Genomic DNA, 17280 nt, shown 5'->3' with positions numbered 1-17280 from the left:
ACCAATTTACTATTCTTACAAAAATACAATAATTATCGTTTTTACAGATTTGAGTCGAGATTAACTGCCATGAAAGATCATTTAGTCATTTTTGATACTACTTTGCGCGACGGCGAACAGAGCCCGGGCGCTTCCATGACCAAAGAAGAGAAAATCCGCATTGCCAAGCAACTGGAACGTTTGAATGTCGATGTGATCGAAGCCGGTTTTCCGGCTGCGAGTCCAGGGGATTTTGATTCGGTTCAAGCGGTTGCATCGGTAGTGAAAGACTCGACGATTTGCGGTTTGGCGCGTGCGGTTGCCAACGATATCGACCGTGCCGGTGAAGCGATTAAGCCGGCGAATTCCGGGCGGATTCACACTTTTATTGCCACTTCACCTATCCATATGGAAAAGAAGCTGCGCATGAGTCCGGATGAAGTGGTCGAAAGAGCGGTATGGGCGGTTAAGCGTGCGCGCAATTACACGGATAATGTCGAGTTTTCGCCGGAAGATGCCGGGCGTTCCGAACCGGACTTTTTGTGTCGTGTCATCGAAGCCGCAATCAAAGCCGGTGCGACGACGATTAATATCCCGGATACCGTCGGTTACAACGTTCCGAAGCAGTTCGGTTTGTTATTTAGAGAGTTGCTTGAGCGTATTCCAAACTCGGATCAGGCGATCTTCTCGGCGCACTGCCATAATGACCTGGGTCTGGCGGTTGCGAACTCTTTGGCAGCAGTTGAAAACGGTGCTCGACAGGTAGAGTGTACGATTAACGGTTTGGGTGAGCGTGCCGGTAATACCGCTTTGGAAGAGATCGTCATGGCGGTCAAAACCCGTCAGGATATTTTTGACGTCGACACTCGTATTCGCACTCAGGAAATTTTAGCGGCATCGCGCCTGGTGTCGAATATCACCGGGTTTGCGGTACAACCTAACAAGGCGATTGTTGGAGCTAATGCTTTTGCGCACGAGTCGGGGATTCATCAGGATGGCGTTCTTAAGCATCGTGAAACCTATGAGATTATGCGTGCTGAAGATGTGGGCTGGAGTACCAATAAGATGGTGATGGGGAAACATTCCGGTCGTAACGCCTTCAAGACTCGTTTGGAAGAGCTGGGGATCGAATTTGAAACCGAGCAGGAGCTTAACGACGCTTTCGGCCGCTTTAAAGAGTTGGCGGATCGCAAGCATGAAATCTATGATGAAGATCTGCAGTCGCTGGTCACCGATAATAATATTCAGCGTGTTGAAAATGAAAACTACCGTCTGATTTCGTTGAAGGTCTCTACCGAAACCGGCGAAGATCCGCAGGCGGAAGTGACTTTGTGGGTTAAAGGTCAGGAAGTCAGTGCTCTGTCTTACGGCAGCGGCGTGGTCGATGCCACCTTTAAAGCAATTGAGTCGATGGTGGAATCTGGGGCTTCATTAGAACTGTATTCGGTTAGCAATGTGACCAACGGTACCGACTCGATGGGCGAAACGGCAGTTCGTTTGGAAAAGGGTGGGCGCATCGTCAACGGGCAGGGTTCGGATACCGATATCGTGACTGCTTCGGCAAAGGCTTATATCAATGCATTGAACAAGCTTGAATCCGAAACGCGAGCGCATCCGCAAACGACGGTATAAATCGATTTGTGTTGGTGTTTAAACGATATTGTCTTGAGGTTCGATGTCTAAACTGAGTTTTTCAGCCGATTTTTACACGCAGATAGGTGTGCAGCAGTGGCGAGCGGACCGGGAATTGTTTACCCGTGTCGAGGAATCGGGTTCGATTTCTGAGTCCGAAGTGCAGTACCTCGAAGCATCAGAACAAATCGAGTCCCAAGTGCCGAGTCCTGTCGCTGGAAAGCAAACGGAAGTTTTTGCGGCTGAAGAATCCCCCTTAATATTGATTGGTCCGGATTTAAGTGCCGTCTGGGAAAACGAGGATGATTTAGCCTGGCAGTTGTGGAAAAATATTTTAGCGGCTTTCGATTGGCATGATCGAAATGTCATGTTCTACGACAGCTCGCATCTGGTGAGTGAGGAGGCGGTTTTTGCCGTGTTTGATGAGTTGCTGGAAATGGGTGTGGAACGAGTTTTGAGTGTTGATGATAATCCGTTAGCTGACCAGCTTTCCGAGGGAATGGAACTGGTGACAATTCCGAGTTTGCAGGACATGTTGCATGATCCATATGCAAAACAGCAATGTTACGAAACGCTTTATAAGGCATTTCAAGAGGCTTGATGCTTGTTCTCTTATATGCGCAATATGGATCAATCCGATCTTGAACCCGTTTTGGCGATCGAGCAGCGCTGCTACGATTTTCCCTGGAGCGTGCGCGGATTCGAAAACAGCCTTGATCGTGGTTTGAACTATGTGTTTTGTCGCGATAATGACGAGATTATCGGGTATGCCTGTTGTTTGACCGTTCTGGACGAAGTGGAGCTGCTGAATTTTTGTATCGCGCCTGCTTTTCAGGGGAAAGGTGTTGGTAAAAAAGCGCTTGAAGTTTTGCTGGAGCGGTTGTCCGAGGGCGAGTTCCGAATCGTGTTTCTGGAAGTGCGCGACTCGAACTCAGCCGGTCGACGCCTGTATTTAGGCAGTGACTTTAATGAAGATGGCGTGCGCAAGGACTATTACCGTTGCCGTCAGTGGGATGAAGAGACGCAGTCTTTAGTCGAAGGAAAAGAGGACGCGATCCTGATGTCACGGCCTCTCTCTTAATCCTTTGTTTGAGTGTCGTGTAATCAGGCTCTGTGCTCTGCAGGAACCGTCTGACCAATCACTTTGGCCATCTGTTTATAGAGCTTCGGATTGGCCGCCATAATATTGCCGCTGTCCAGAAAATTCTCTCCGCCGTTGAAGTCGGTAGCCAGTCCACCTGCTTCCTTGATCAGCAAGACTCCTGCAGCGATGTCCCAAGGTTTTAGGTTGAACTCCCAGAAACCATCCACTCGGCCGCAAGCTACATAAGCCAGATCCAGAGCCGCCGATCCCGCGCGACGAATTCCTGCAGTTTGTTGCATAAAACTTTTGAAGCTGGCAAGGTAGCTGTCAATATAACTGAAATCATGATACGGGAAGCCGGTTGCCAGCAAGGAATCATCCAGATCTTTCTGTTCGCTGACTCGAATTCGGCGGTTATTCAAAAAAGCACCCTGGCCTCGGCTGGCAGTAAACATTTCGTCACGCATCGGATCATAAATGACGGCATGCTGCAATTTTCCTTTTTCCCTTACGGCGATGGAAATGCTGAATTGCGGAAACTGATGCAGGAAGTTAGTGGTACCGTCCAGCGGGTCGATGATCCACTCGACCCCTTGATTCTCTTTGCCCTGGCGTCCACTTTCTTCGGCAAGAATGGCGTGATTCGGATGATATTTACGAATAGTCTGGATAATGGCGTTTTCTGCCTGTTTATCCACCTGGCTGACATAATCGTTTTTGCCTTTAGACTCGATGTCTAGCTGATCAATATGTTCCTGGTAATGACGGATGATTTCACCGGCTTCCAGAGCGGCTTGAGTGGCGATATTAACTAGAGGGTGCATGCTGAAACCTTTTAAATTTTGGTGACTTGGGTGCGAATCCGTTGGTGAGCGGGTAAAATATTTCGCTCAGATAAAAAAACGAACGAAATTATAACGGAAAAGGTGTGCGGGCATAACGCAGATGATAGAAGATTACACTCAAAACCCTCTCTTGGCGAATATTCGCATTGTGCTGATAGGAACCTCTCATCCCGGAAATATCGGCAGCGTCGCGCGGGCCATGAAAAATATGGGCTTGAGCCAACTGGTATTGGTCAAGCCTCGCTGCGATTTTCCGTCTCAGGAAGCTTCCACGCGAGCTTCAAGTGCTGCGGATATCCTGAATAACGCTCAAGTGGCCGAGAACTTGCCGGAGGCGATCAAAGGAACCGGGCTGGTGGTTGGTGCCAGCGCCCGTCTGCGAAAAGTGTCCTGGCCGCAATTGGATGTTCGCGAGACGGCCGATTTGGCTCTTAAGACGGCGGAAACGACGGAAGTGGCTTTGGTTTTCGGTCGCGAGGATTCCGGTTTGAGTAATGAGGAAATGGATTTGTGTCACTATCTGGCACACATTCCGACCAATCCGACCTACAGTTCTTTAAATCTCGGTGCGGCGGTGCAGGTGTTTGCCTACGAATGCCTGATGGCGACGCAAATCGAGTCGGTGCATCGAAAAGGGTATCGACACAAGCTGGCGACCACCGAGCAGCTGGAAGGGTTTTACGATCACCTGTATCAGGCATTACAGGATATCGAGTTTCTAGACCCGGCGAAGAACGCGCGTTTTATGCGACGGATGCGACGCCTTTTTAATCGTTCGCAATTGGATGTCAAAGAGATTGATATCCTGCGTGGAATTTTAACTGCGGCCCAGAGAAAGGCCATAGGTTCTCAAGGAGATGAGCGTGTTTGAGCGACTAAGATCGGACATTAATTGCGTGTTTGACCGCGATCCGGCTGCGCGTAATACATTTGAGGTGCTAACAACTTATCCGGGATTGCACGCCTTGTTGTTCTATCGTCTGGCGCATCGTTTATGGGGTTGGAAGTTGAAGTGGCTGTCGCGTTGGATTTCCACTTTTGCACGTTGGTTTACCGGAATTGAGATTCATCCGGCTGCCAAGATCGGAGAGCGCTTTTTTATCGATCATGGTATGGGTGTCGTGATCGGTGAAACGGCGGAAATCGGTAACGACTGTACCTTGTATCATGGTGTGACGTTGGGCGGCACTTCCTGGCAGAAAGGCAAGCGACACCCGACTTTGGGTAATGGTGTGGTTGTCGGCGCCGGAGCGAAAGTCTTGGGGCCGATCGAGATTGGTGACAATGTGCGCATCGGTTCAAACGCTGTGGTAGTCAAGGCGGTAGAGGCGGATAAAACTGTGGTCGGAATTCCCGGGCGTGTCGTGACTCCGAAAAATGACGAACGAGAAAAACGTCGCGCCAAGATGGCTGAGAAGATCGGTTTTGATGCTTACGGTGTCAGCCAGGATATGACCGACCCTGTGGAAAAAGCGATTTATAGTTTGCTGGATCATATTCAGGTTCAGGATGAAAAGCTCGAGCGTTTGGCAGCGGCCCTTGAGAAAGTGGGGGGGGAAGCGGTCGATATTCGTCTGCCGGATCTGGACGATGCGGTTTTGGAACCGGATGATCCGCAGCAAGCTGCGCATTTGAAGAACAAGAATTAAGGGTTTTTATTGCGGGCTTAAAGAGTTTTGCATGGTGGTAAATAACCACGGATTTAAGATGGTAATTAATAGTTGAGTTATTTACTTGGTTATTATAAAATTTTGCGGCAAATGTTATTAAATCCGCTGGAAAAGAGAGAATATGAAATTAACGTCGAAGGGACGCTATGCGGTCACAGCTATGATTGATATCGCTTTGAATCAGGAGAAGGGGGCGATCACTTTATCATTGATTTCGGATCGTCAGGGAATCTCTCTATCCTATTTGGAGCAGTTGTTCGCAAAGTTGAAAAAAGCGGATCTGGTTTCCAGTGCGCGCGGTCCTGGCGGCGGGTATCGCCTCAGCAAAGAGGCGGCGGATATTTCCGTCAGCGATATTATTCGCGCAGTGGACGAGTCTGTGGACGCACGAAAATGTGCCGGAAAACAGAATTGCCATGGTGGGGAAGAGTGTTTGTCACACGAGTTGTGGAGCGAGCTGAGTGAGAATATTGACAGCTTCTTAAAAGGCATTACACTGCAAACCATTATTGATAAAAAACATAATCAGCAAAACGCTCAGCTAAAAGAGATACGCTTTAGTTGATAAAGCGCGGTTTGCAAAGTAAAAGGGGAAAATTATGGCGGTAACCTTAACGCAAGCGGCATCCGACAGAGTTAAAAAAATGATTGATAAGCGCGGCCACGGATTGGGTCTGCGTGTGTCGACAAAAGTCAGCGGTTGTGCGGGCTTTGCTTATGTCGTTGACTATGCCGATGAGATAACCGGTAATGACGAAGTTTTTGAAAGCTTCGGTACTCAAGTGGTGGTCGATGCAAAAAGTCTGCTGAATATCGACGGTATGGAAATCGACTATGTTCAAGAGAGTTTGCTGAATGAAGGTTTCGAATTCAATAATCCGAATGTTAAAGACAGTTGCGGTTGCGGCGAATCTTTTACCGTATAAATTTCGGCCTGAATAATCTGAAACTGCCCCGGCCGATGCCGGGGTTTTGTTTTTCTGCAGCTGCAGTGAATAGTTGTTAAAATAACCCCACAGTTTTTTATGGGGAATAATGAAGTGGAACGGACCTTCTCAATTATTAAACCCGATGCGGTCACAAGAAACCTGATCGGATCGATTTTACAACGTTTGGAAAGCAATGGATTGTCAGTGGTTGCTTCTAAAATGATTCGTCTGGACAGAGAGCAAGCCGAAGGTTTTTATGCCGAGCATAAAGGGCGCGATTTTTACGAGCCTTTGATTGAGTACATGATCTCCGCACCGGTGATTGTTCAAGTGTTGCAGGGTGAAGATGCGATTACCGTTAACCGCCGAGTAATGGGTGTGACCGATCCTGCGAAAGCGGAAGAGGGAACCATTCGTGCGGATTTTGCTCTATCGGTTCGTGAAAACAGCGTTCACGGTTCTGATTCGGTTGCCAGTGCCGAGCGTGAAATCGCCTATTTTTTCGCTCCGGAAGAGTTGTGTGAGCGCGATTAATGACCGCAATAGAATTATCAGCGTCTAAGGAAAAGGTCGATCTGCTGGGAATGGATCGCCAAGCGATGGAAGCCTTTTTTGCCGATATCGGTGAAAAACCGTTCCGAGCCGGCCAGGTGATGAAGTGGATTCATCAGTTTGGTATTAGCGATTTCGATGAAATGACCAATTTGAGCAAATCGCTGCGCGATAAGCTGAAAGCGGTTGCGCAGATCCGAACTCCCAAGATCGTTGCTGAGCAGTATTCCGAAGACGGTACCATTAAATGGTTGCTGGAAGTCGATAACCATAATTCGGTCGAAACCGTTTTCATTCCCGAAGCCAATCGTGGAACCTTGTGTATCTCCTCTCAGGTGGGATGCGCTTTGGAATGTCGTTTCTGCTCCACAGGGCAGCAGGGATTCAACCGTAACTTGGAGAACTGGGAAATCATCGCCCAGATGTGGGTAGCGAACAAAGCTCTAGGTTGCAAGCCTAAGGAAGAGCGCCGCATTTCCAATGTTGTATTTATGGGAATGGGCGAGCCGCTGTTGAATGTCAAGCATGTCTTTCCGGCAGCGCGTATTCTTATGGATGATTTTGCTTACGGTTTATCCAAACGCCGTGTGACGATCAGTACTGCCGGTGTGGTTCCTGCGATCGATATGATCAAGGAAGAGGTAGACGTCAGTCTGGCGATTTCACTGCATGCGCCGAATAATCCTCTGCGGGATATTCTGGTGCCGATCAACCAGAAATACCCGCTTGAAGTGTTAATGCCTAGCCTGCATCGTTTCGTTGAAGGCGGTCACAGTAAAAAACACGTGACGGTTGAGTATGTCATGCTGGATAAAGTCAATGACCGCCTGGAACATGCACAGCAGTTGGCGGAGTTACTTAAAGGTTTGGCCTGTAAGGTAAATTTGATTCCGTTCAATCCGTTTCCGAATACTGAATATCGCCGTTCATCCAATAATGCCATCCATCGTTTCAGAGAAGTGCTGGAACAGGCAGGATTGAACGTGACCGTGCGCAAAACCCGTGGTGACGATATCGATGCCGCCTGCGGTCAGCTGGCCGGGAAAGTGACGGATAGAACGAAAAGAACCTTGCATCGGGTCGAGTTTTCGAATTAAATCGATGTTTGTCGATTGCAGGCATAAAAAAGAAGGCTTTCTTCATGGTTGATGCCTGATGAAAGTGAGAAAATAAGCTGTTTAGTTTAAATTTAAAATTGGTTAGCGATAATGACTGAAAAAACGATTCAAGCTCAGCCTCCTTTGGGGGATTTGCTGTTAAAAGCGCGTGAAGAACAGAGTTTAAGTTTGGACGCGGTATCTGCCCAGTTAAATCTGTCGATCGAACGTATCGAAAAAATGGAAAGCGATTCTTTCGATCCAACCAATTTATCGCCTTTCGAGCGCGGCTATGTGCGTAACTATGCCAAGCTTCTTGGTTTGGACGATGCTCAATTCGAACATTACTTCGCCAATAACGACAATGTCAGCAGTGATTTGCACTCGGTTGATCGTTATCGCTATTCAACGCAGAAGCCGCTGGTAAGTGAATCGTTCGTGAAGTTTTTAGTGGCGATTTCCATCGTGGCCATGTTGGGCTTTCTGGTGTGGCTGGTGTGGCCGACAAAACAGTCCGGCTCGAATTCCGCGGACACGATTCAGTTGCCGAACAATAGTCAGCAAGAAGCACCGGTCTTGACGCCAACACCGGTTGAATAGTTCCTCGTTTATCCGGTTGATGAAGCCTGTAACCGGATGAAAAATAATAAAGATAAAGAGTTTTTAATAACCATGACAAAACAAATTTCGGCCATCCGAGGCATGAATGATATTTTTGCTGCCGATGCGGATGCGTTTGATTTTTTGATTTCCACTGCGGAAGAAACTTTAAAACAGTACGGCTATCGCTCGATTCGTTTGCCGATTGTTGAAAAAACCCAGCTATTTTCACGCTCCATCGGAGAAGTAACCGATATCGTGGAAAAAGAGATGTACACCTTTGAAGATCGCAACGGTGACAGTCTGACTTTACGTCCTGAAGGTACGGCGGGTTGTGTTCGTGCCGTTATTCAGAACGGCCTAACGCACAATCAGATTCAGAAACTTTACTATACCGGGCCGATGTTCCGGTATGAGCGCCCGCAGAAGGGGCGCTACCGTCAGTTTCACCAATTCGGTGTTGAAGTCTTTGGTTTGCAAGGGCCGGATATCGATGCGGAATTGATTGTATTGTCGGCCCGCTTGTGGGAACGTCTTGGTTTGGAAAACCTTGAGCTGCAATTAAACTCTCTGGGTAATCAACAGGCCCGTGCCGAGTATCGTGAAATTCTGGTCGAGTATCTGACCGGGCATAAAGAAAAGCTGGACGAAGATAGTTTACGCCGCCTGGAAACCAATCCTTTGCGAGTCTTGGACAGCAAAAATCCGGATATGGCAGAGATCGTGGCCGATGCGCCTAAATTGATCGATCATCTGGACGACGAATCGGTCGAGCATTTCGAAAAACTAAAAGCGCATCTGGACGATTTGGGAATCGACTATGTCGTGAATCCTAATCTGGTTCGCGGCTTGGATTACTACAATCGTACCGTTTTCGAATGGGTTACCTCCGAATTGGGTGCGCAAGGGACGGTCTGTGCCGGCGGGCGTTACGATGGTCTGGTTGAACAGATTGGCGGTAAATCGACTCCGGCAGTCGGTTTTGCAATGGGAATCGAGCGTCTGGCAGCATTGCTGATGGACCATGATAAAGTTCCACCTCAAGCCCAACCGGATATTTATATGGTTCTGGTGGGCGAAGGAACCGAACGTCCGGGTATGGTGATTTCGGAAATGATTCGTGATGCTTTGCCGGATTTGAAAATTCAAATGAACATGGGTGGCGGAAGCTTTAAGAGCCAGTTTAAGAAAGCGGATAAGTCCGGAGCTTCTTATGCGATTGTTCTAGGCGAGCAGGAAGTGCAAGAGCATAAAGTGGCCCTTAAGCCATTGCGCCTGGACGAAGAACAGCAAACCGTCGATTGGGATCAGCTCTGCGATAAACTTGCACAGTTGTTTGCCTGAACGACGTAATTTAACAACATTAAGATTTCAATACTCTAAAGAAGATAGGGGATGATGCAATGAGCCGTTACGAAACGGAAGACGAACAGATTGATGCCATCAAGTCCTGGTGGAAGAAAAACGGTAACAGTATTATCACTTCGGTGCTGGTTGTTGCCGTTGCGGTAGCGGGTTGGCGTTACTGGCAGAACAGCCAGTATGTAAATGCCGCCAATGCATCTTCTGTGTATGAAATGCTGCAGTTAAGTAATGACCAGGGCAAGTTCGGCGAAGTTTCCCGCGAAGCTTTGAAATTGGAGCAGGAGCAGCCCGATAGCCCTTATGCTTGGGGGGCTGCTTTGTTGCACGCCAAATTCAGCTTTGAAAAAGGCGATATGGACACTGCCGAGTCTCAGTTACAGTGGGTCATTGATCAAGCTAAAGATGCCGAAATCCGTCGCGTTGCCCAATTGCGTCTGTTAAGAGTTTCTATCGATCAAGGTAAAAACGATCAGGCAAATGCTTTGGTGCAGGCTCTGCAAGCCGAGAAGTTGACTACGCAAGAGTCGGCTTACTTGGCTTATGTCAAGGGGTTGTACGCCCTGAAGCTGGACCAGAAAGAGGAAGCGCGTAGCGCTTTCCAAGCGGTTTTGGACAACTCCGGTTCGGAGCAGAATTTACGCGGTCTGGCGCAGATTCAATTGGATGACTTAAGTTAAATACGTACTTAAGTAACCGCTCTGGCCGATAGGCTAAAATCTGGCGTAGATTAAAAAAGCCTCACCTTTTAACGGTGGGGCGTTTTAGTTGTCGGGCCGCAGAAAATTAGAATTTGAACCCCCCGTTATTCTTGAGGTTTCAGTAACGGGATTAAGAGAAATAAGGAACCTGATATTTCATGAAAATTCGCTTGCTGTTACTCTCCGCCGTGTTATTGGGCGGTTGTTCGTCGAACGCAAATATACCAGAGCCAACGCCGTTGGTTCCTCTGGAATCACCTTATTCTCTGCATAAAAACTGGGAAGTTTCTCTGTCGTCTTTACCGAATCTGGATGCTCGCGGTCTGGCATTTTCCGAAGACGATCAGGCGGTTTATATCGCGAACAGCGAAGGTTATGTCGTCGCTCTTCACAAGGAAAACCGCAGTCGCTGGACGGATCAGGTCGAGTGGCAGGCTCGCTTTGACGAGCACGTCGTTTCCGGGCCGACGTTGTCTGGCGACGAGTTATTGATCGGAACTTCCAAGGGAATGCTGAAAGCGTTGTCCAAAGAGAATGGCGGTTTGCTGTGGCAGACTCAATTATCCAGCGAAGTGATCAGCCGTCCGACGGTTTCCGGAGACAAGATTTATACGCGTACCGTAGACGGTAAATTGTATGCCTTGAATCTTAAAGACGGTTCGGTTGTCTGGGCCAACGAAAACCAGGTTCCGAAATTGTCTTTACGCGGTTCTCCGGATGTTCTGGTTGTAGAAGATTATGTGTTTGTCGCTTGGGAATCCGGTGTGGTTCAGGCGTTATCGGCGATTACCGGGGAATTGTTGTGGGAAACCCGTATTGCCTCGCCGAAAGGGCGTACCGATTTGGAGCGTATAGTCGATATTCAGGCGAATCTGGTGATGAAGGACAACCGTCTGTATGCACTTGGTTTTCACGGTAAGTTGGCGTCGATTAATCCGCTGAACGGGGATTTCTACTTTGTAAAAAACCTTTCCGGATATCGCGATTTTGTCGCGGATGATAAGGCGTTGTATGCCGTCGACGAAGAGGGTGTGTTGCAGGCTTTCGATCTGATGACCGGTGCGCCTTTATGGAAGCAGGCCGCGTTTAAACAGCGTCTGGTGGGTGACCTGCATTTGTACGGCGATCAACTGCTGCTTTCCGATGGTTGGGGTTATTTGCACTGGGTGAATAAACTGCAAGGGATCGAATACGCACGTGCCAAACATAGTAATGAATACGGCGAAGGTGATCGCATTCTGAAAGTGATGGTCGAAGGAAAACGCCTGTACGTTTTGGACGGTGACGGTTTGGTGACCAGTTATAATGTTGTACCTTCGAATTTGAGTCTGTTCCGTGCTGAATTGGCCGGAGATGATAAGAAGGCGGATGCTGAATGAGTAAACCCGTTATTGCCTTAGTCGGGAGACCGAATGTCGGTAAGTCTACGCTGTTCAACCGTTTGACGCGTAGCCGCGATGCGATTGTCGCCGACTACCCGGGATTAACCCGAGACCGTCAATACGGTACCGGGCGTGTCGGTTCCATTCCTTATATTGTGGTGGATACCGGTGGTCTGAGCGGTGAAATCGAAGGTGTTGATCCGTTAATGGCCGGTCAGGTGCGCGTGGCTCTGGAAGAAGCCGATGCGATTCTGTTTCTGGTCGATGGCCGCCAGGGCTTGATTCCAGCGGATGAGGTGATTGCCAACTATATCCGATTATTCGACAAACCGGTTCAGGTATTGGTCAATAAGGCGGAAGGTTACGATCACGCTTTGGCGAATTCGGAGTTTTTCCAGCTTGGCCTGGGCGATCCGATCGCAATCTCTTCGGCGCATGGTGATAATGTTGCCTATGCGGTGGATAAGGTGCTTTCCGAGCTGTCGGAAAAAGAGGAACAGGACGAGTTCGACGCCGATGAACACCCGGGAATTCGCGTGGCGGTTATTGGACGTCCGAACGTCGGCAAGTCGACTTTGATCAACCGCATGATCGGCGAAGAGCGCGTGGTTGCTTTCGATATGCCGGGTACGACGCGCGACAGTATTTTTGTACCTTTTAAACGCGGCGAGCAGGAGTATACTTTAATCGATACTGCCGGGGTGCGCCGTCGTAAAAATATCAAAGAAAAGATCGAAAAATTCAGTATCGTAAAAGCGATCGAGGCGATGGAAGAGTCGCATGTCGTAATTTTGCTCATTGACGGTTCAGAAGGTCTGACCGATCAGGATCTGACTCTGTTGGGCTTGGCGATTGAATCCGGTCGCGGTTTGGTTTTGGCGGTGAATAAATGGGATAACCTGAGTTCCGACCAGCGCCAGTGGGTCAAGAACGAATTGAGTTACCGACTGCAATTTGCCGATTATGCCAAACAGCACCTGATTTCCGCTTTGCACGGAACCGGGGTCGGCGATCTGTTCAAGACGATTCAGGCGGTGCATAGCGCGGCCTTTAAGCGCGTCAGCACTTCGGATCTTAACCGAGTGTTGGAACAGGCGGTATTGGAACATCAGCCGCCATTGATCGCCGGTCGCCGTGTCAAGTTGCGCTATGCGCATTTGGGTGGCTTGAATCCGCCGCGAGTGATTATTCACGGTAACCAGGTTGATAAGCTGCCGCAGGCGTATACCAAATATTTGATCAACGTTTTCCGCAAGGCCTTCAAGTGGGTAGGGACGCCGGTAAGTGTTGAGTTCAAAGCCTCGGAAAACCCGTTCGAAGGACGGAAAAACAAACAGAAAACGCGTTCGACAACCAAAAAAGACGAGTCCGCTTTTTCGGCAATGAAAAAAACAAAAAAGAAAAAACAGCCTAAACGTCGTCAGTAAAGGCCGAATCCGATCTTCTTTGAAGTGTTCAGGATAAAGGCATTTTAAGAAGATCACCCTATTCGTTTATATTTGATAACTTCAAGAGAGTTTAAACAATACCATGAGTCCAAACCCGACCAAACGTATTCGTGAGATCCCCTATAACTACACCTCTTTTTCCGATAAAGAGATCGTGTTGAGATTTTTGGGTGGGTCGTGTTGGCAGACCATCGAGTCTCTGCGCGAATGCCGTAATACCGGTCGCTCGGCGCGCATGCTGTTTGAAGTCCTAGGTGACATGTGGGTTATCAGCCGTAATCCGTACATTCAGAACGATCTGATTGAAAATCCGAAACGTCGTTCTGCGCTGGTTGATGCGCTTTATCACCGTCTGAAAGCCGTTCAAGGGCGTTTGAACGGTAATGAAGAAGCCGAAAAACTTCTGAACGCGGTTCGTAAGGCGGTAGATGAATTTGCCGAATGGTTCCCTGAACAGGTCAAACTGCGCGGAAAAGTCAGCCGACGTTTCAAAAAAATCACCCGTGACGACAATGTCGATTTCAGCGGTTTGGCGCGAGTTTCCCATGCAACCGATGCCACCGACTGGCGTGTCGAGCTGCCGTTGGTGGTTCTTCACCCGGATACCGAGGAAGAAACCGTCGAAATGGTCCAAGCCTGTATCGACTTAGGTTTGACGATTATTCCTCGTGGGGGCGGGACCGGTTACACTGGTGGTGCGATTCCACTGCATCAGCATACGGCAGTAATCAATACCGAAAAACTGGAATTCATGAGTTTGGTCGAGCACACTGAATTGCCGATGATCGGTAAGGTGCCGACCATTCGTACCGGTGCCGGCGTTGTGACTCGTCGAGTTTCCGAGCGTGCCGAGGCTTTTGGTTATACCTTTGCAGTTGACCCGACTTCACAGGATGCTTCCACCATCGGTGGTAATATCTCGATGAATGCCGGCGGTAAAAAGGCGGTTTTGTGGGGGACAACTCTGGATAATCTGGCATCGTGGAAAATGGTGACCCCGGATGCGAAATGGCTGGAAGTCGAACGCGTCAACCACAACCTCGGAAAGTTGCAGGATCAGCAGACGGTCATATTTGACATTCGTCGCTACGAGAAGGATGGTAAAACCCAGATCGGCAAAAGCGAACGTTTGAAAATTCCCGGGTCGTCATTCCGTCAGGCCGGTTTAGGTAAGGATGTAACCGATAAATTCCTAAGCGGTTTGCCGGGAATTCAGAAAGAGGGCTGTGACGGTCTGATCACTTCTGCGCGGTTTATCGTGCATCGCATGCCGAGTCATACGCGTACGGTGTGTCTGGAGTTTTTCGGTACCGACTTGAGTTTGGCGGTTCCGGCAATCGTTGAAATCATCGATTATGTCGAAGCGAAGAAACCCGAAGGGATTTTGCTGGCCGGTCTGGAGCATCTGGACGAACGCTATATCCGCGCGGTTAAGTACAACACCAAAGCGGATCGCAACGAACTGCCGAAAATGATCCTGTTGGCGGATATCTGCGGTGAAAACGGTTTTGAAGTTGCCAAGACCTGTACCGAAATCGTCGAATTGGCCAATAAGCGCGACGCCGAAGGATTTATCGCCGTCAGTGAAGAAGCGCGTAAGCGTTTCTGGCTGGATCGTTCGCGTACCGCGGCGATTTCTGCGCATACCAACGCCTTCAAGGTTAACGAAGACGTGGTTATTCCGCTGGAACGTCTGAACGAGTACAACAGCGAGATCGAGAAGATTAATATCGAGATGTCGATCCGCAACAAACTGGATATTCTGGCGGCTTTCCAAGTCTATTTCCGTGGCGATATTCCGGAATTTACTCAAGAAGACGATTTTGAAGACGTCCAAGGGCCGACCAATTTCTTCAAAGGTAAGGTCGAACGTGCGTTGCTGCGTTTACAGGAAGTTGAAGAGCGTTGGACAAGTCTGCTGGAGAATCTGGATGAACCGGCACAGACGCATCTCGATTTGATACCGGAACTGGACCAATCATTGTTACGGGAAGGCGATACGATTCTGAACCTGTTCCTGCGTCGCGAAATCAAAGTCTCATATCGCAAAGAGGTGAAACACTTCCTGACCGATAAGTTTATGGGGCATGATTTCGAGCCTATGTTGCTGCGTCTGGATCAAATCCACGCCGAATTGCGTAACGCACGTTTGTTTGTCGCTCTGCACATGCATGCCGGTGACGGTAATATCCACACCAATATTCCGGTGCATTCCGGTAACTATGAGATGGTTCAGCTGGCGGATAAGGTCGTTGACCGGATTATGGAAATCGCCCACCGTTTGGGAGGGGTTATTTCCGGCGAGCACGGTATCGGTTTGACTAAGTTTCAATATCTGGAACAAGAGAAGATCGAAGCCTTCGTCAAATACAAAAACGACATTGATCCGCAAGGTCATTTCAACCGTGGGAAATTGATGCCGGGCTCCGGTCTGCAGAATGCCTATACCCCATCTTTGAGCTTGGTACAGCAGGAAGCGATTATTCTTGAAGCCAGTGAGTTGGATGAGTTGAATAACGACATTAAGGACTGTCTGCGCTGCGGCAAGTGCAAGCCGGTCTGTCAAACGCATATTCCGCGTGCCAACTTGCTGTATTCACCGCGTAACAAGATTCTGGCAACCGGTCAGGTGATCGAAGCCTTCTTGTACGAAGAGCAGACGCGTCGTGGCATCTCGTTGCAGCACTTTGAAGCCATGAATGACGTGGCCGATCACTGTACCACTTGTCACAAGTGCGAGACGCCGTGTCCGGTGAATATCGATTTCGGTGACGTTTCGATCCGTATGCGTAATATTCTGACTAATATGGGACAGAAACGCTTCTCGATCACTACCAAAATGGCGTTATGGTTCCTGAATACCAAAAAGCCGTCAAGCGTTAATTTCCTGCGTAAGGCGATGATTGGTTGGAGTTCGGTATTTATTACGCTTGGACACAAGGTGGCAAAAACGTTTGGTCTGGTCAAAAGTTCTTCCGCTGAGATTCCGGCGCGTACTTCGAAGATTGCTCCGGTTCAGCAGCAAGTAATCAACTTTGTTCGCAAGCCGTTGAATACCGGGCCTAACCAGCCGACTATGCGTGCTTTGCTGGGCTTGGAAGAGAGTCACATGATACCGATTGTCAGCCGCCCGGAATATGTTTCCGACGATTCGGATGCGGTTTTCTATTTTCCTGGCTGTGGTTCCGAACGCCTGTTCAGTGATATTGGTCTGGCGACCATCGCCATGCTGGCTGAATCCGGTGCGCAAACCGTGCTTCCTCCCGGCTATCTATGCTGTGGTTATCCGCAGACGGCAGCCGGACAAGCGGACAAAGGGGCGCAGATTACCGCCGAAAACCGTGCTTTGTTCCACCGCGTTGCCAACACCTTGAACTATATGGATATCAAGACAGTTATCGTTTCGTGCGGTACTTGTATGGATCAGCTGTTGAAGTATGAGTTTGGCAAAATTTTCCCGGGTTGCCGTTTAATGGATATCCACGAATATCTGCTGGAAAAAGGCATGTCGGTCGAGAATGCTTCCGGCGTGAAATATCTATATCATGCTCCATGTCATGATCCGATGAAGATTATGGATGGTACTAAAGTCACCAAGGATCTTTTGAAGACGGAAGAAGTTAATCTGTCGGATCGCTGCTGTTCCGAAGCCGGTACTTTGGCGACGGCGCGTCCGGATATTTCCACTCAGTTGCGTTTCCGCAAGGCGATAGAGCTGAAGCAGGGGATCAAGGATTTGACCGGTGAAGAGCGGGCTAAAGACGGTAACGTCAAGGTATTGACTTCATGTCCTGCCTGTCAGCAAGGGTTGAACCGCTATGAAGACGAAACCGGTTTGAAAACCGACTATATTGTTGTCGAACTTGCCAAGCAGCGTATGGGCGATGACTGGAAAGACCAGTTCACTAAACGTCTGAAAGAGGGTGGGGTGGAAAAAGTCTTGCTGTAATTTACAGGTTTTAGATGACAAATAAAAACGGCGCCGTTCCATTTGGAACC

Annotated in this window: 16 protein-coding genes; 15 read left to right on the top strand and 1 reads right to left on the bottom strand. The window is 48.9% G+C overall.

Annotated elements, in window-relative coordinates; translation table 11 throughout:
• Nucleotides 1–69 precede the first annotated feature (69 nt).
• From H8792_RS10750 to rimI, 3 genes are read left to right on the top strand one after another with little or no spacing between them, the layout of a single operon-like run.
• Nucleotides 70–1611 carry a 2-isopropylmalate synthase gene (locus tag H8792_RS10750; RefSeq protein WP_185978966.1) on the top strand — a complete coding sequence of 514 codons (1542 nt, stop codon included), beginning with the start codon at nt 70–72 and terminating at the stop codon, nt 1609–1611.
• A 43-nt stretch (nt 1612–1654) separates the two neighbouring features.
• A complete protein-coding gene (locus H8792_RS10745) occupies nt 1655–2212 on the top strand; it encodes a hypothetical protein (RefSeq protein WP_185978965.1) in 558 nt (185 codons plus the stop codon).
• Between the two features lie 3 nt (nt 2213–2215).
• Nucleotides 2216–2692: a ribosomal protein S18-alanine N-acetyltransferase gene (gene rimI / locus H8792_RS10740; RefSeq protein ID WP_185978964.1), complete on the top strand. Its 477-nt coding sequence runs from the start codon at nt 2216–2218 to the stop codon at nt 2690–2692.
• A 23-nt stretch (nt 2693–2715) separates the two neighbouring features.
• Here the strand turns inward: rimI and H8792_RS10735 are convergent, their stop codons facing one another.
• Nucleotides 2716–3519 carry an inositol monophosphatase family protein gene (locus tag H8792_RS10735; protein ID WP_185978963.1) on the bottom strand — a complete coding sequence of 268 codons (804 nt, stop codon included), beginning with the start codon at nt 3517–3519 and terminating at the stop codon, nt 2716–2718.
• A gap of 121 nt (nt 3520–3640) precedes the next feature.
• Between H8792_RS10735 and H8792_RS10730 the strand changes: the two genes are divergently transcribed.
• The 12 genes from H8792_RS10730 (at nt 3641) to H8792_RS10675 (ending at nt 17230) form a co-directional block, all read left to right on the top strand.
• Entirely contained in the window at nt 3641–4411 is a 771-nt protein-coding gene (locus H8792_RS10730; protein ID WP_185978962.1) for an RNA methyltransferase, read from the top strand.
• Nucleotides 4404–5189, top strand: coding sequence for a serine O-acetyltransferase (cysE, locus tag H8792_RS10725; protein WP_185978961.1), 786 nt, complete (start codon nt 4404–4406; stop codon nt 5187–5189). The genes H8792_RS10730 and cysE overlap by 8 nt, the downstream gene beginning before the upstream one ends.
• 142 nt (nt 5190–5331) lie before the next feature.
• The gene (locus H8792_RS10720) at nt 5332–5775 is read left to right on the top strand and encodes an Rrf2 family transcriptional regulator (RefSeq protein WP_185978960.1); all 444 of its coding nucleotides are present in this window, start codon (nt 5332–5334) and stop codon (nt 5773–5775) included.
• Nucleotides 5776–5809: 34 nt separating this feature from the next.
• Nucleotides 5810–6136 carry a HesB/IscA family protein gene (locus tag H8792_RS10715; protein WP_185978959.1) on the top strand — a complete coding sequence of 109 codons (327 nt, stop codon included), beginning with the start codon at nt 5810–5812 and terminating at the stop codon, nt 6134–6136.
• A 114-nt stretch (nt 6137–6250) separates the two neighbouring features.
• Nucleotides 6251–6673: a nucleoside-diphosphate kinase gene (gene ndk, locus H8792_RS10710; protein ID WP_324187612.1), complete on the top strand. Its 423-nt coding sequence runs from the start codon at nt 6251–6253 to the stop codon at nt 6671–6673.
• Complete coding sequence (gene rlmN, locus H8792_RS10705) at nt 6673–7788, top strand: 23S rRNA (adenine(2503)-C(2))-methyltransferase RlmN (protein WP_185978957.1); 1116 nt, start codon at nt 6673–6675, stop codon at nt 7786–7788. Before ndk ends, rlmN begins: the two co-directional genes overlap by 1 nt.
• Before the next feature lie 111 nt (nt 7789–7899).
• Nucleotides 7900–8388: a helix-turn-helix domain-containing protein gene (locus tag H8792_RS10700; RefSeq protein ID WP_185978956.1), complete on the top strand. Its 489-nt coding sequence runs from the start codon at nt 7900–7902 to the stop codon at nt 8386–8388.
• Nucleotides 8389–8460: 72 nt separating this feature from the next.
• Entirely contained in the window at nt 8461–9732 is a 1272-nt protein-coding gene (gene hisS, locus H8792_RS10695; protein WP_185978955.1) for a histidine--tRNA ligase, read from the top strand.
• 59 nt (nt 9733–9791) lie between these two features.
• The gene (locus H8792_RS10690) at nt 9792–10430 is read left to right on the top strand and encodes a YfgM family protein (RefSeq protein ID WP_185978954.1); all 639 of its coding nucleotides are present in this window, start codon (nt 9792–9794) and stop codon (nt 10428–10430) included.
• A 179-nt stretch (nt 10431–10609) separates the two neighbouring features.
• Nucleotides 10610–11830, top strand: coding sequence for an outer membrane protein assembly factor BamB (bamB, locus tag H8792_RS10685; RefSeq protein WP_185978953.1), 1221 nt, complete (start codon nt 10610–10612; stop codon nt 11828–11830).
• Entirely contained in the window at nt 11827–13260 is a 1434-nt protein-coding gene (gene der, locus H8792_RS10680) for a ribosome biogenesis GTPase Der (protein WP_185978952.1), read from the top strand. The genes bamB and der overlap by 4 nt, the downstream gene beginning before the upstream one ends.
• A gap of 103 nt (nt 13261–13363) precedes the next feature.
• Entirely contained in the window at nt 13364–17230 is a 3867-nt protein-coding gene (locus H8792_RS10675) for a DUF3683 domain-containing protein (protein ID WP_185978951.1), read from the top strand.
• The last annotated feature ends 50 nt before the right edge of the window (nt 17231–17280 follow it).

Source organism: Thiomicrorhabdus heinhorstiae (assembly GCF_013391765.2).
Lineage (GTDB): Bacteria > Pseudomonadota > Gammaproteobacteria > Thiomicrospirales > Thiomicrospiraceae > Thiomicrorhabdus > Thiomicrorhabdus heinhorstiae.
This window is presented reverse-complemented; position numbering and strand designations above follow the sequence as displayed.

Bases quoted from the DNA above. Each gene is read 5' to 3' on its own strand.
- H8792_RS10700 (WP_185978956.1), top strand. From the start codon at position 7,900: ATGACTGAAAAAACGATTCAAGCTCAGCCTCCTTTGGGGGATTTGCTG.
- H8792_RS10720 (WP_185978960.1), top strand. From the start codon at position 5,332: ATGAAATTAACGTCGAAGGGACGCTATGCGGTCACAGCTATGATTGAT.
- H8792_RS10750 (WP_185978966.1), top strand. From the start codon at position 70: ATGAAAGATCATTTAGTCATTTTTGATACTACTTTGCGCGACGGCGAA.
- bamB (WP_185978953.1), top strand. From the start codon at position 10,610: ATGAAAATTCGCTTGCTGTTACTCTCCGCCGTGTTATTGGGCGGTTGT.
- der (WP_185978952.1), top strand. From the start codon at position 11,827: ATGAGTAAACCCGTTATTGCCTTAGTCGGGAGACCGAATGTCGGTAAG.
- hisS (WP_185978955.1), top strand. From the start codon at position 8,461: ATGACAAAACAAATTTCGGCCATCCGAGGCATGAATGATATTTTTGCT.
- H8792_RS10675 (WP_185978951.1), top strand. From the start codon at position 13,364: ATGAGTCCAAACCCGACCAAACGTATTCGTGAGATCCCCTATAACTAC.
- H8792_RS10690 (WP_185978954.1), top strand. From the start codon at position 9,792: ATGAGCCGTTACGAAACGGAAGACGAACAGATTGATGCCATCAAGTCC.
- H8792_RS10715 (WP_185978959.1), top strand. From the start codon at position 5,810: ATGGCGGTAACCTTAACGCAAGCGGCATCCGACAGAGTTAAAAAAATG.
- rlmN (WP_185978957.1), top strand. From the start codon at position 6,673: ATGACCGCAATAGAATTATCAGCGTCTAAGGAAAAGGTCGATCTGCTG.
- H8792_RS10735 (WP_185978963.1), bottom strand. From the start codon at position 3,519: ATGCACCCTCTAGTTAATATCGCCACTCAAGCCGCTCTGGAAGCCGGT.
- H8792_RS10745 (WP_185978965.1), top strand. From the start codon at position 1,655: ATGTCTAAACTGAGTTTTTCAGCCGATTTTTACACGCAGATAGGTGTG.
- H8792_RS10730 (WP_185978962.1), top strand. From the start codon at position 3,641: ATGATAGAAGATTACACTCAAAACCCTCTCTTGGCGAATATTCGCATT.